This is a genomic window from Cupriavidus sp. KK10, from assembly GCF_018223725.1.
GTDB lineage: Bacteria > Pseudomonadota > Gammaproteobacteria > Burkholderiales > Burkholderiaceae > Cupriavidus > Cupriavidus necator.
The window spans coordinates 1,341,284-1,355,073 of record NZ_CP073677.1 but is presented as its reverse complement, the minus strand read 5'-3'; the positions used below and the strand labels follow the sequence as shown (position 1 = coordinate 1,355,073).

At 67.9% G+C, this 13,790-nt stretch carries 11 protein-coding genes and 1 pseudogene; 9 read left to right on the top strand and 3 right to left on the bottom strand.

Annotated features, from left to right (window positions below):
- Positions 1 to 79: 79 nt before the first annotated feature.
- On the top strand, positions 80 to 1,048 hold the full coding sequence (locus tag KB879_RS06675) for a tripartite tricarboxylate transporter substrate binding protein (protein ID WP_013956284.1): 969 nt from the start codon (positions 80 to 82) through the stop codon (positions 1,046 to 1,048).
- 30 nt (positions 1,049 to 1,078) lie between these two features.
- Here KB879_RS06675 and KB879_RS06670 read toward each other — a convergent pair whose 3' ends face one another.
- Positions 1,079 to 3,859 carry a LuxR C-terminal-related transcriptional regulator gene (locus tag KB879_RS06670; RefSeq protein WP_013956283.1) on the bottom strand — a complete coding sequence of 927 codons (2,781 nt, stop codon included), beginning with the start codon at positions 3,857 to 3,859 and terminating at the stop codon, positions 1,079 to 1,081.
- A 355-nt stretch (positions 3,860 to 4,214) separates the two neighbouring features.
- Here KB879_RS06670 and KB879_RS06665 point away from each other — a divergent pair, with 355 nt between their 5' ends.
- The 7 genes from KB879_RS06665 to KB879_RS40360 all read left to right on the top strand — a co-directional run bounded on the left by KB879_RS06665 (position 4,215) and on the right by KB879_RS40360 (position 11,860).
- Positions 4,215 to 7,067 (top strand): LuxR C-terminal-related transcriptional regulator, encoded by a 2,853-nt coding sequence (locus KB879_RS06665; RefSeq protein WP_153956400.1) that lies wholly within the window; start codon positions 4,215 to 4,217, stop codon positions 7,065 to 7,067.
- Between the two features lie 196 nt (positions 7,068 to 7,263).
- On the top strand, positions 7,264 to 8,403 hold the full coding sequence (locus tag KB879_RS06660; protein ID WP_013956281.1) for an acyl-CoA dehydrogenase family protein: 1,140 nt from the start codon (positions 7,264 to 7,266) through the stop codon (positions 8,401 to 8,403).
- Positions 8,404 to 8,441: 38 nt separating this feature from the next.
- The gene (locus KB879_RS06655) at positions 8,442 to 9,629 is read left to right on the top strand and encodes a lipid-transfer protein (protein ID WP_013956280.1); all 1,188 of its coding nucleotides are present in this window, start codon (positions 8,442 to 8,444) and stop codon (positions 9,627 to 9,629) included.
- Between the two features lie 26 nt (positions 9,630 to 9,655).
- Positions 9,656 to 10,096 (top strand): MaoC family dehydratase N-terminal domain-containing protein, encoded by a 441-nt coding sequence (locus KB879_RS06650; RefSeq protein WP_013956279.1) that lies wholly within the window; start codon positions 9,656 to 9,658, stop codon positions 10,094 to 10,096.
- Between the two features lie 14 nt (positions 10,097 to 10,110).
- Positions 10,111 to 10,527, top strand: a complete 417-nt coding sequence (locus tag KB879_RS06645) for a MaoC family dehydratase (protein WP_013956278.1) — start codon at positions 10,111 to 10,113, stop codon at positions 10,525 to 10,527.
- A gap of 26 nt (positions 10,528 to 10,553) precedes the next feature.
- Positions 10,554 to 11,378 (top strand): SDR family NAD(P)-dependent oxidoreductase, encoded by an 825-nt coding sequence (locus KB879_RS06640; protein ID WP_013956277.1) that lies wholly within the window; start codon positions 10,554 to 10,556, stop codon positions 11,376 to 11,378.
- A 248-nt stretch (positions 11,379 to 11,626) separates the two neighbouring features.
- Positions 11,627 to 11,860: a porin gene (locus KB879_RS40360; RefSeq protein WP_371827393.1), complete on the top strand. Its 234-nt coding sequence runs from the start codon at positions 11,627 to 11,629 to the stop codon at positions 11,858 to 11,860.
- On the opposite strand, the gene KB879_RS06630 is transcribed toward KB879_RS40360, so the two are convergent.
- On the bottom strand, positions 11,861 to 13,021 hold the full coding sequence (locus KB879_RS06630) for an RNA-guided endonuclease TnpB family protein (protein WP_049800573.1): 1,161 nt from the start codon (positions 13,019 to 13,021) through the stop codon (positions 11,861 to 11,863).
- A gap of 54 nt (positions 13,022 to 13,075) precedes the next feature.
- Between KB879_RS06630 and tnpA the strand changes: the two are divergent.
- Positions 13,076 to 13,375: pseudogene (gene tnpA, locus KB879_RS06625) on the top strand (IS200/IS605 family transposase); the annotation flags it as partial.
- Positions 13,376 to 13,419: 44 nt separating this feature from the next.
- On the opposite strand, the gene KB879_RS06620 reads toward tnpA, so the two are convergent.
- Positions 13,420 to 13,737, bottom strand: coding sequence for a hypothetical protein (locus KB879_RS06620; protein ID WP_249221259.1), 318 nt, complete (start codon positions 13,735 to 13,737; stop codon positions 13,420 to 13,422).
- Between the last annotated feature and the right edge of the window lie 53 nt (positions 13,738 to 13,790).

Genomic DNA, 13,790 nt, shown 5'->3' with positions numbered 1-13,790 from the left:
TGCCGGGCATCCTATAACTTCCCACATGCAGCCCTTCTTGCTACGCAGTTTCCTATTCCCTTTCCCGAGGTATCACATCATGCGCATGAAGTCCCTGATCGCGATGGCAGTGATGGCATGGAGCGCCGTCTGCGGTGCCCAGAGCTACCCGTCGCGTCCCATCACCTTTGTCGTTCCGGGCCCGCCCGGCGGCGCCACCGACACCGTGGCGCGCGCGCTGGCCGAGGACATGGGCAAGCGTCTCGGGCAAACCATCATCGTCGACAACAAGCCCGGTGGCGCGGGCGTGATCGCCGTGCAGGCCATTACGCGTGCCGCGCCGGACGGCTACACGATCCTGCTCAGCCACTCTTCGCCGCTGATCAACACGCCGCACCTGTACCGCAACGTGCCGTACGACGTGCGCCGGGACCTGGCCTTCATCACCGAGGTGTCGGTCGGCAAGATCGTGCTGGTGGTGAGCCGGGACGTGCCGGCAAAGAACATGCAGCAGTTTCTCGACTGGGCCGCGAAGAACAAGGGCAAGGTCAGCTACGGCTCCTATGGCGTCGGCACCTTCCCGCACCTGGTCGGCGCGCACCTGAATCAGGTGCGCGGCCTGGACATGGCGCACGTGGCCTACAAGGGTGAGGCACCGATGGCGCAGGACATGATCGCCGGCAACATCGCTTGGGCGATCGGCTCGATGAGCACGCTCGGCCCGCATATCAAGAGCGGCCGGCTGACGGCCCTGGCGGTGATGGGCGACAAGCGCATCAAGGAGCTGCCCGACGTACCGACCATGGCCGAGGCCGGGCTGAAGCAGCAGGAACTGCGCTCGCCAGCCTGGCTTGGCCTGTTCGCGCGCTCCGGCACGCCGGCGGCGGTCCTGTCCAGGCTCGAGACCGAAGCGCGGGCGTCGATCCAGTCGCCGACCATGCGCGCGCGGCTCGATGCGCTGGCCATGGATCCGGTGGGCAACTCGCCGGCGGAGTTCCGGCGCGAATTCGACGCGACCGAGCCCGTGATCGCCCAGATGATCAAGGCCAGCGGCGCCACCGCGGAATAAGGCCAGCGCGCGGCCGGGTGGCCGGTACGGTCAGCCCGGCCGCTGCGCCGCGCTGCGCGCCACCAAGATGGCATCGTAGCGGCGCGACACGTTGAGCTTGGCGTAGATCTGCCGCAGGTTCCACTTGACGGTGTCGACGCTCAGGTTGAGCACCAGCGCAATGCGCTTGTTCGACATCGCCTGCTCCAGCAGCGCCAGGATCTCGCGCTCGCGCGGGGTCAGCAGCCGGCCCTTGCCGACGTCGGCCGGCGGCAGCGTGGCCGGCAACGCAGCCGGCGCGGCGGCGGGCTCCGGACTGTGCTCGGCCGGCCCGGGCGGCGGCGCCGTCATCGCGGCGGCCTCGCACAGGCGCGCCAGGTAAGCCCCGCGCCCCGCCGCGCCACCGTCCTCCCTGCCAGCCATGCCTGCCAGCAAGCCGAAGGTACGTTCGCCTTCATCGAGGAAAGTGCGCACCAGCCCCAGCCGCTCGCCCGCTGCCAGCGCGGCTTCAAGATACGGCGCCGCTTCATCGGGACGATAGAGGTCGTCGAGCGCGGTGGCCTGCAGCAGGTCTACAGTCACAAGCAGCGGTTCCCGGATCGAAGCCACGTACAGGCCGCGCACGGTGCCAAGCGCGGCAAGCGCCAGCGCGGGCTCGCCTTGCGCCAGCGCCAGCCGTGCGCGGCCCAGTGCCGCAACAGCGGCGATTTCCTGGCCGCGCGGTGTATCGCCCGGATCTTGCCGGCCCAGTTCCTCCAGCGAGGCCTGCAGCCGCTGCGCGTGGCGCAGGTCCTTGCCCAGCAGCGCCAGCCGCTGGCGCTCGGCCGCCACGCGCGCCACCCCGCGCGGCAGGCCGCGGCGGTGGAACATGGCTTCGGCTTCCACCAGTTCCGCCAGGGCTTCATGGCGCGCGCCTGCCAGCCATTGCAGCCGCGCATGGCACAGCGCCGCTTCGATCAGCACGTCCGGGGTGCCGGTGCGCAGCGTCTGCAGCCGGCCCGCCAGCACTTGGCTGGCTTCGGCGATGCGGTCCTGCTCGTACAGTGCTGCAGCCACCGCCACCGCGCACAGGCTGGCCGCGATCGAGCGGCGCCCATAGGCATGCTGCGCGGCCGCCAGCACGTCCGTGCCGAGCCGCAGTGTCTCGTAAGCGTTGCCCTCGATCCAGGCCGTCAGCGCCAGCGTGCCGGCACCCATCAGCGCGATCTCGGTGTCGCCGGGCTGCGCCGCGCAGCGGTATGGCGCACGCGAGCGGGGCTGGCAGCCCAGCAGGGTGCCGTAGCGCAACGCCAGGCTCATGCGGATCTGCTCGAGCGCGGGATTGCCCTGCGGCCTGCCCTGCAGGCTGTCGAGCAGCACCTGCACCCGCGCGTGGTCGTCCTGCTGCGCGGCAATGGTCGCGCGCATCATCGTGGCGTGCACCACGGTATCCACGCCGGGCCCGGCACTGGCTTCCCAGCGCCGGATCCAGTGCTCGGCGTGCTGCGGCCGCACCGATACCACGCATGCCCATGCCGAGGCCAGCAGCAGCGCCGGGTGCAACGCCAGCCGCGCGGGTGCAATGCCGTCGGCCCATTGCAGGAAGTCCCGCAGCGGACTGACGCCGGGCAAGTGGGCCGCGGTGGCCTCCACCAGCGCCAGCACACGGCCAAAGTCGCCGCTGCACAGCGCGTGTCCGATCGCCTCCGCCGGCTTGCCGCAACGGTCCAGCCACGCGGACGCAAGCCCGTGCAGCCGCTGCAACTCGGGCAGTCCATGCGGCCCGGGACCCGTGCCGTGCTCCAGTTCATGCAGCAGGTGCGCCCGGAACAACGGGTGGAAGCGGTACCAGCCCTGCCCGCTCCCATCGGCAACCTCATCCGGCTCGGGCGGGGCTGCCTCCAGGAACAGGCTGCGCGCGGCGATCTCGGCAAGGCGCGCGGGTGCCTGCGCGCAGCCGGCCAGCAGCGCGGCCAGCTCAGCATGGATGCGGCGCGGCACCGCGAGACAGCGCATGAAGTCCAGCAACGCCGGCGGCAATCCGGCAGTCACCTCCTCCTGCCAGTAGGCATGCAGGGCGGCAGATTGCGCATGCGGCCACGCCGGTTCCTGGCCCGTGCGCAGCGATGCGGCAACCAGCTCCAGGCCGGCGGGCCAGCCCTCGGTGACTTCCTGCAGCACCACCGCCGTGTCGACCGCGGCTTGCGAGCTCTCCCGGCGCGCGGTGCGCCCTTCCACGCGCTGGCCCACGAAGGCCAGGGTTTCGGCAACGCTGAAGGCCAGCTCGGCGCGGCCGGCTTCGGCCAGTTCTCCGCCGGCGCGCAGCCGGCCCAGGGCCAGCCCGGCCTCGCCGCGCGCCGCGGCGACGATATGCAGGTGCGGCAGGCGCGCGCTCAGCACGCCCTGCAGGAAGGCCAGCGTGGCCGGGTGCCGCAGGCGGTCGAGCCCGTCCAGCATCAGGTAGACCTCGCCCGGCACGCCGTCCAGCAGCGCGACGAACGCGGGCAGCAACGCGGTGGGGTGCGCCGGGTCGAAGCCGAACTCCGGGCCGGGCCGGCACACGCGGATGCCAGCCTGTCGCAGGCTGGCATCGAGGCTGGCGCAGAACTGTCCCAGGTCGTCGTCCTCCGGCGCGAGCGTGAGCCAGGCCACGCGCGCGCCGCCGGCCAGCAGGCGGTGGCGCCATTGCGCCATGACGGTGGTCTTGCCATAGCCGGCAGGCGCAGTCAGCAATACCAGCCGGCCATGCCTGGCGTCGTGCAGGCGCTGCAGCAGGATCTCGCGCGCGATCGCGCGCCGGTTCTGGCGCGGCGGCACGAGGCGGGTCGCGACGGCAGCATGTATGGTTTCCATGGGCGTCCAGCGGTGCGCAATTGAAGCGGGACAAAGGGACGAAGCGGCAAGACAATGAAGGGGCGAAGGCGTGCAGGCATGAAAAGGCACGCGCTTCGCCGGCGGGCTTGCCGCTGCGCGAATATAAGGCGACGCCTTGTGGCCGGACACCCGGCAAACCCTTCCCCACCTGTTCCGGGTGGCCTGCGGGTGCTGTGCGCGTCTCACCCTGGCCACCCGGACAGCTGGCCAGGCGTGGCTTGGCCGCCGCGCCGCGTCTGCCAGTACAATCGCGACAACGTGCCGCCTTTGCCCGGCATCGCGCTGCCTCGCCCGCATTTCCTCCGCACCTCACCTGCACCGTCCTGCCTCGCCCATGCCCCAGACGCCAGCCAATCCGCCAGCCGCTCCCCGTAGCCAGCCCGCCGCGCCAGTCTCGCAGCCGTCCCGCCCGGCCTCGCTGCGCAGCGCGGCGCGCGTGGTCGCGCGCGAGCGCCTGCTGGCGCAGTTGACCGAGGCGCGGCGCCGGCGCTGCATCGTGCTGCAGGGCCCGGCCGGCTACGGCAAGACCGCGCTGCTGACCGCATGGCGGCTGGACCTGCTGGCGCTCGGCTTTGACATGGCCGCGCTGACGCTGGAGCCGGCCGACAACGAGCGCCAGCGCTGGCTGGACCGCCTGCTCGGCTGCCTGTCCGAGGTCAGCCCCGCGCTGACGCGCGAAGCCATGATGCTGGCCGACCGCGGCACGGACGACGAAGCCGTCGAGCGCGCCATCATCGCGCTGGTGCGCGGCATTGCTGCCCACCCGCGCGACGTGACGCTGGTGCTCGACGACATGCACCACCTGACGGCGCCGCGCGTGCTGGAGCCGCTGCAGTGGCTGCTCGACTATGCCCCGGCCAATTTCCATGTGGTGCTGGCCTCGCGCGTGGCGCTGCCACTGTCGCTCGGGCGCCTGCGCGACCAGGGCATGCTGCTGGAGCTGGACCAGCGCGACCTGCGCTTCACGCTTGCTGAATCGCAGCATTTCCTGCGCGCCCAGCTGGGCGAGATCAGCCCGCGCGATGCGCGCATGCTGCACGAGCTGACCGACGGCTGGGTGGCCGGCCTGCAGCTCTTTGCCGCGCACTGGAAACGCAAGAAGGCCAACGCCAGCGGCCTCACCTTTGCCACCGGCTTCGTGCAGGCCAGCGTGCAGGATGCTGGCGCCTTCGCCGAGTATTTCGAACGCGAGGTGCTGTCGCGCCTGGCGCCGGACGAAGCCGAGCTGCTGGTGCGTGCCGCCGCGTGCGAACGCTTCACCGCGTCGCTGTGCGAGGCCCTGGGCGAGCAGGCGCTGGGTGAAGGCGAGATTCTGGCGCTGCTGGCGCGGCTGGAACAGGAGAACCTCTTCATTACCCCGGCGCAGGGCCCCGAGCGCGAATCCTGGTACCGGCTGCATCCGCTGCTGCGCGAAACCCTGGCCCAGCGTTTCCGCTCGCGCAGCGAGGCCCAGCAGCGCGCCGTGCACGCGGCGGCGTGGCGCTGGTTCCGCGACCATCGCATGCTGGAAGAAGCCGTGCGCCACGCGGTTCTGGCCGGCGATGCCGACACCGCCGCCGACCTGGTGCAGCGCTTTGCCGACACCCTGATCATGCGCGGCGAGGTGCGCAAGGCGCTCGGGCTGCTGCGCACCATCCCCGCCGACCAGGTGCAGTCGCGCCCCGAACTGCGCCTGCTGGCACTGCGCACACAGATGTTCTCGCGCGACCTGGACGCGTGCGCCGCGGCCGCGGACCGGCTCGAAGCCGACATCCCGCCGGGCGACGCCTCGCTGCGCTACCGGCTGGCGCTGCTGCGCTTTTCCCTGGTGCTGCTGCGCGACGACAGCCAGGGCGCGCTGGCGCTGCTGCCGCAGATCGAGAGCGCGCCCGCCGACATGCCGGCGCTGTTTATCGGCTCGCGCAACAACCTGCTGTCGTGGCTCTATATGCACCTGGGCGACTACGAGCGCGCCCGCCGCATCCAGACCGAGGCACCGCCGCTGGTGATCGACGGCGTGCCGCTGCTGGGCACCGCCAGCGGCATGCTCAACGGGCGCTGCATGATCGGCTTCAGCCATGCGCTGGAAGGCAACATGATCCAGGCCGAGCGCGTCGCCCGCGACGTGCTGCGCGAAGTCGAGCAAGCGGGCCACGGCGGCGCCGGCGCCGAGCCGGAGTACTTTGCCGCAGCCCTGCTGGGCGAGGCGCTGTATGAGCAGAACGACCTGGAGGCCGCGCGCCGGCTGCTGGAAGACCGGGTCGACGTGCTCGAACGGGTATCGATCCCCGACTCGGTGCTGCGGGTGCACACCGTGCTGGCAGCCGCGCACTGGATCTGCGGCCACCGGCTCGATGCCTTCGCGCAGCTGGAGCGGCTGGAAGACTACGGCACGCAACTGCGCCTGGACCGGCTGGTGGCGCAGAGCCTGGCCAACCAGATCCGGCTGCACCTGGCCAGCGGCGACATCGCTGCCGCCGAGGCGGCGCTGGCGCGCCTGGACGCCATTGCCGCGCGCCATCGCAACGCGCCGCGCGGCTCGCTGGACGCCATCCACATGGTGAACGAGCGCGCCCACCTGCTGCTCAGCCTGGCGCATGACGACATGTGCGGGGCCGAGGCCCGCACCGCAGCGCTGATCGCGTACTGCGAGGCGCGCGGCTGGCAACGCCACGTGGCGCAGATGCACATGCTGGCGGCCGTGGTGGCATCGCGCCGCGGCGACGCCGAGGCGGCACGCGCGCATGTACTGGAAGGGTTGCGCCGGGGCCACCGGCTCGGCCTGATGCGTAGCGTGATCGATGCCTGCCCCGGCGCACTCGGCCAGATCGTGCGCGTGGCCGCGAACACCACGCTGGACCCGGTGCTGGCCTTCTATGTCGAACGGCTGCAGGCCACCGTGCCGCCGCGAGCCACAGAAGCCGGCACCGCCGCGGCTGCCGCGCCCGCCGGCAGCCCGGCCAGGGCCGATGCGCGCTTTGAGCAACTGAGCGACCGCGAAGCCGATGTCGTGCGCCTGCTCGGCCAGGCCCTGCCCAACAAGAAGATCGCACGTAGCCTGGGTCTGTCGCCGGAGACGGTGAAATGGCACTTGCGCAACATCTTCCGCAAGCTGGGCGTCAGCAGCCGCGACGAGGCCGTGGCCCGCGCCCGCGACCGCGAGCTGGACCAGGCCGGCGGCGCCCAGCCGCCTGACGTGCCGCACTGACGGCGCGGCCGCCCCCTCTCCCCCTCTCCCTCCCCCCAAGGCCGCGCGACCCAAGCACGGCCCCCTCTTTGCTGTCTCCGGCCACCTGATGCGGGTGGTGTTCGCGGCCCCCTCCTCCCCGGTACCTTAGCGCCATACCAACGGCCGCATTGCTGGGCTGAGGCTACCTCCCGCAGACCGACATCCGGAGTACTCAATGGAAATCAACCGCAGCATCTATCGTGACGACCACGAGATGTTCCGCACCACCGTGCGCCGCTTCCTGGAACGCGAATGCCTGCCCAGGCAAGCCGAATGGGACAAAGCCGGCAAGGTCGACCGCGAGACCTGGCTCAAGGCCGGCCGCGAAGGCCTGCTGTGCGTGACGCTGCCGACCGAGTACGGCGGTGGCGGCGGTGACTTTGGCCATTCCGCGATCTATGCCGAAGAGTATGCCCGCGCCGGCCTGAGCGGGGTCGGCTTCGGCGTGCACTCCGACATCATCGCGCCGTATATCGCCCGCATCGGCAACGAGGAACAGAAGCAGCGCTGGCTGCCCAAGGTCTGCTCCGGCGAGAGCATCCTGGCCATCGGCATGACCGAGCCGGGCACCGGCAGCGACCTCAAGGCGATCCGCACCACCGCCATCCGCGATGGCGACGAGTACGTGATCAACGGCAGCAAGACCTTCATCAGCAACGGCCTGAACGCCGACCTGATCATCATGGTCTGCAAGACCGACCCGGCCGCCGGCGCGCGCGGCGTCAGCCTGATCGTGGTGGAAGCCGACCGCGAGGGCTTCCGCCGCGGCCGCAAGCTGGACAAGGTCGGCCAGCACGCGCAGGACACCGCCGAGTTGTTCTTCGACAACGTGCGCGTGCCGGTGGCAAACCTGCTGGGCGAGGAAGGCAAGGGCTTTGGCTACCTGATGGCCGAGCTGCCGCAGGAGCGCCTGTCAATCGCGGTCAGCGCCGCCGCCAAGCTGGAGGTCTGCCTGGAACACACGCTGGCCTACGTCAAGGACCGCAAGGCCTTCAACCAGACCGTCTGGGACTTCCAGAACACCAAGTTCAAGCTGGCCGACATCAAGACGCAGGCGATCTCAGTGCGGCTGCTGGTCGACCACTACCTCGGCGAGCACATCCGCCGCCGCCTGACGCTGGAAGAAGCGGCCATCGCCAAGCTCCATGCGACCGAAGTGCTGGGCACCGCTCTGGACCAGATGGTGCAACTGCACGGCGGCTACGGCTACATGATGGAGTACCCGGTGGCGCGCGCCTTTGCCGACATGCGCGTGACCCGCATCTACGGCGGCACCAGCGAAGTGATGCGCGATCTGATCGCGCGCAAGCTGTAAGCACTGATCCCAAGACAAACACTCATCGGAGCACACACATGACTCGCAAGGTTTTCGTCGCCGGCGCCGGCATGATCCCGTTCAAGAAGCCGGGCAGCAGCGACACCTATGACGTGATGGGCGCAACCGCCGTGCGCCAGGCGCTGGAAGACGCCGGCCTCGGCTATGAGGACGTGCAGCAGGCCTACGCCGGCTACGTGTACGGCGACTCGACCTGCGGCCAGAAGGCGCTGTACCAGGTCGGCATGACCGGCATCCCTGTCATCAACGTGAACAACAACTGCGCCACCGGCTCGTCGGCGCTGTTCCTGGCGCGCCAGGCGGTGCAGAGCGGCGCGGTGGACTGCGCGCTCGCTGTCGGCTTCGAATTCATGCAGCCCGGCGCGCTAAAGTCGCGCTGGGACGACCGCGCCCCGGCGCTGGAGCGCGCCATCGGCCTGGTGGACGAACTGGTCGACCGCAAGGACCTACCCAATGCCATCCGCCAGTTCTCGGGCGCCGGCAAGGCCCATATGGAAAAGTACGGCACGAAGCTCGAAACCTTCGCCAGGATCCGCGCCAAGGCCAGCCGCCACGCCGCCAACAACCCGCTGGCCGTGTTCCGCAACGTGCTGACCACCGAGGACGTGCTGGCCGCGCCGGCGCTGTGGGAAGGCGTGCTGACGCGCCTGATGGCCTGCCCGCCAACCTGCGGCGCCGCCGCCGCCATCGTGGTGTCGGAGGAATTCGCCCGCAAGAAGGGCCTGAAGACTGACGTGCTGATCGCTGGCCAGTCGCTGACCACCGACCGCCCCAGCGCCTACGACGCACGCGACATGATCCGCGTGGTCGGCTTCGACATGACGCGCGAAGGCTCGCAGCAGGTGTATGAGCAGGCCGGCGTCGGCCCGCAGGACATCGACGTGATCGAACTGCATGACTGCTTCGCGCAGAACGAGCTGCTGACCTATGAAGGCCTCGGCCTGTGCCCGGAAGGCGGCGCCGAGAAGCTGGTCAACGACGGCGACAACACCTACGGCGGCAAGTGGGTGGTCAACCCGTCGGGCGGCCTGCTGTCCAAGGGCCACCCGCTGGGCGCCACCGGCCTGGCGCAATGCTACGAGATGGTCCAGCAGTTGCGCGGCACCGCCGACCAGCGCCAGGTCGAAGGCGCACGCCTGGCCCTGACGCACAACCTCGGCCTGGGCGGCGCCTGCGTGGTCACGCTGTACCAGAAGCACGCCTGAGCACACCCCGACACAGGAGCCCATCCATGATCGACAAGAAACATATCGGCCGGGTGATTGCGGACTTCCGCACCTCCGCGCCGGCCAGCCAGCTGCGCTTTTTCGCCAAGGCCACCGGCCAGACCGACCCGGTCTATATCGACGAGGCCGCCGCGCGCGACGCCGGCCACCCGGGCCTGCCGCTGCCGCCGACCTTCCTGTTCTCGCTCGAACTGACGCAGCCGCCCAGCGCCTGGCGCCAGGAACTCGGCATCCGGCCGGACCGCATCCTGCACGGCGAGCAGTCCTTCGACTACCACTGTATGGCCTATGCGGGCGACACGCTGCACTTCAAGACCACCATCACCGACATCTACGACAAGAAGGGGGGCGCGCTGGAGTTCGTGGTGCGCGAGACGCGCGTCGCCAACCAGGACGGCGAGCACGTGGCGGACCTGCGCAGCGTGCTGGTGCATCGCAACGGCTGAACCGGAGAACTCCCATGAGCAAACTGAGCTTCGACCAGGTCAAGGTGGGCGACACCCTGCCGCCGCTGACGCTGGAACCGATCAATCGCACCACGCTGGCGCTGTTTGCCGGCGCCTCGAACGATCACAACGCCATCCACATCGACACCGACTACGCCCGCAAGGCCGGCATGCCCGACGTGTTTGCCCACGGCATGCTGTCGATGGCCTACCTGGGCCGCCTGCTGACGCAGTGGGTGGACCAGCGCCAGCTGCGCCAGTTCGGCGTGCGCTTTGTCGGCATCACGCACCTGGGCCATCGCATCACCTGCACCGGCCGCGTGGTGGAGAAGCTGGAAGTCGACGGCGAGAAACGCGTCAGGCTGGAAATCCAGACCGCCAACCAGTATGGCGAAAGCAAGATCCTCGGCGACGCCATCGTTGCCCTGTAAATCCAATCAAGCACAAGGAGTCTGAAATGGGAGCACTTGAAGGCAAGGTGGCACTGGTCACCGGTTCGGGCCGCGGCATCGGCAACGCCATCGCCATGCGGCTGGCACGCGAAGGCGCACGCCTGGTCATCAATGACCTGGACGCCGAGCCGGCGCAACAGACCGTCGAAGAACTGAAGGCAATGGGCGTCGAAGCCGTGGCCTGCGTGGGCAACGTGTCCGCACCGGACTTTGCCGATCGCTTCATCAACACGGCGATGAGCAATTTCAAGTGCATCGACATCATCGTCAACAACGCCGGCTTCACCTGGGACGACGTGGTGCAAAAGATGAGCGACGAGCAGTGGTACGCCATTCTGGACTGCCATATGACCGCGCCCTTCCGCATCCTGCGCGCCGCCTACCCGCATATTAAGGCACTGGCCGCCGCCGACAAGGAAGCCGGCCGCGAGGTGTACCGCAAGATCGTCAATATCTCGTCGACCTCGGGCCTGAACGGCAATGCCGGCCAGATCAACTACTCCGGCGCCAAGGCCGGCGTGATCGGCATGACCCGCGCCATGGCGCGCGAGTGGGGCCGCTTCAACGTCAACGTGAATGCGGTGGCGTTCGGCCTGATCCACACCCGCATGACCTCGGCCGACGCCAAGGCCGGCGCCACGGTCAACATCGAAGGCCGTGAGATCCGCGTGGGCCTGAACCCGGAAGCGCTGAAGACGCACGCCCAGCGCAACCCGCTCGGCCGCGGGGGCACCCCGGAAGAAGCCGCGGGCGGCGTGTACCTGTTCTGCTCGCCGGATTCCAACTACATCACCGGCCAGGTGATCGCGGTCGCCGGCAACGTGCAGTAAATCCAGCCGCACCGAAGCGGGGGCTCGCATTGGCGAGCCCCCGTTTTTTTGCTTCGCCAACCGCCTCCCCACCTCAAGTCAATAGGGACTCTCCTCCAGCCATCATCCGTGCGGCACGGCAACACCCAGACCCCGATTCACTCCTTTTAGGAGGGGGCCTGACACCACGCACAAAGGTCTAATGGAACAGAGCCGGGCGTAGCAACCGGCCAGCGCCTTCCATAAAAACCGACAGGAGACGACTTAGCATGAAGAAATCGCTTATCACGCTGGCTGTACTTGGCGCGGCCGCAGGCAGCGCCAATGCACAGTCCGGCGTGACGCTGTATGGGGTCATCGACGGATCGATCGAGTATTTGACATCCTCCCGGTCCTCAGCCTTCGGCTGCCGCCTTACGGCGGAAAGGACGAGGATTCCTACGGCGCTACGTGATGCTCTACGTAGTCACTTCGGTGGGTTCCTGCTTCGTAGAGCGGCTTGACTACGCCGACTCTCCACAGGCTGCAACGCGGTGCCCCCGCGCCAAAATGTTGATCGCGCCGACCACGTCGGCGTGATTCGCATAGCCGCATGCCACACAGGCGAAGCTCGCCTGGCTCTGCCGGTTCTCGGCAGATACATGCCCGCAGCAAGGGCACGTGCGACTGGTGTGCTGTGGCGGCACAGCTATTAGCCAGCCGCCATTCCACGCTAGCTTGTATTCCAGTTGACGCCCGAACTCGTACCAACCCTGATCGAGGATGGCCTTGTTCAGGCCGGACTTGGCCCTGACGTTCTTGCCCGGTTGCCCGCTTGAACCGGCCGCTGACTTGGACATGTTCCGTACCTTCAGGTCCTCGATACACACCATCGCTTGATTTTCGCTGATCGTGGTCGTGGCTTTGTGCAGGTAGTCGAGGCGGGCGTTACCGATGCGTGCGTGGATACGCTGGATTCGGGCCTTGGACTTCTTCCAGTTGTTGCTGAATTTCGTCTTGCGGCTCATCGCCCGCTGCGCACGGCGCAGTCTGGCTTCGTGCTTCCTAAAGCTGTTGAGCGGCGCGAGGAAAGTGCCATCGCTCATGGTGGCAAAGCGAGCGATGCCCATGTCGATGCCGATGGCGCTGGTGGCTTTCGGCACAGGTCGCTCGACCTTCCGCTCAGTCTGGATCGAAACAAACCACTTGCCGCCCGAAAGACTGACGCAGGCATTGCGTACCTCACCGAGTACGTCGCGGCTGTTCCTGTATCGCAGCCAGCCCAGCTTGGGCAAAAAGATACGCGAGTTGGTCTGATCAAGCTTGATTTGCTTCTGGTCGGGATAGCGGAAACTGTCGCCCAGACCCTTCTTCTTGAAACGCGGGAAGTCGGCCCGTTTTGCGAAGAAATTTGTGTAGGCCCGCTCCAAGTCCTTGAGCGTCTGTTGAAGAGGATGGACTGGTGCATCGGCCAGCCATGCTGTTTCCGTGCTGTTGCGCCACTCCGTGAGTTGCTTACACAGACCGGCATAGCTGAGCTTCTTTTCGCCTTGATCGTAACGCTGTTTCTGCAACGCCAGCGCCTTGTTATAGACGAACCGGCACGATCCGGCATAACGGCGCATGTTGCGCTGCTGCTCGCCGTTCGGCATCAATTCGTATTTGAAGGCTTGAAGACGCTGCATGGCCCAATCATACTCTTGGCCTATGAGCGACGACAATGACATTCGGCAGAGGACCTGCGCGACATATTTACCGGCGTTTGCGCAGATTTCGAAGCTGAACTGGTGGAGTTCGATGGGGAGGACGATCACGTTCACCTTCTTGTGAACTACCCGCCAAAGGTCGCGGTGTCCGCACTGGTAAACAGCTTGAAAGGGGTATCCAGCCGTATGATCCGAAAGAAGAACTACCCGAGCATCAGCAAGAAGCTATGGGGCGGTGCGCTGTGGTCGCCGTCTTACTTCGCAGGGAACTGCGGCGGTGCGCCCATCGAGATCATCCGCCAATACATTGAGCAACAACAGACGCCGCATTAGCCCCCGAAAGGACGCCGACGGCGTCCGCGCTATCCTTCTCCGGCCTAAAGGCCGAGGCTTGCCGCGCACCTGGTCAATTGGCTCGACGGCTGGGACGACAGCGCCCGCCAGTTCGCGAGATTGACCTCGCCGTCCAGGGACAGTACCAAGCGGCTGGACAGCTGCCACTGCACGATATCGTCCCAGCGCGCGGCCACTTCGTATTTCTCAACGCCGTGGCCGTTGTCGCGGCCATAGCCGCCCTGCATCGAGAAGGTTGCCGCGCCGGCGGCGGCCGGCAGCACGCACAGGCAGACAGCAAAGGAAACGGCGGTCGCAAGGTGCGCCAGCCGGGTTGATGGGGTTGCGTTCTTCACTGACATCCGTGGGTTTCGGGCAGCGTCGAGGTGTATCGCGGCGCTGCCACTTTATTTTG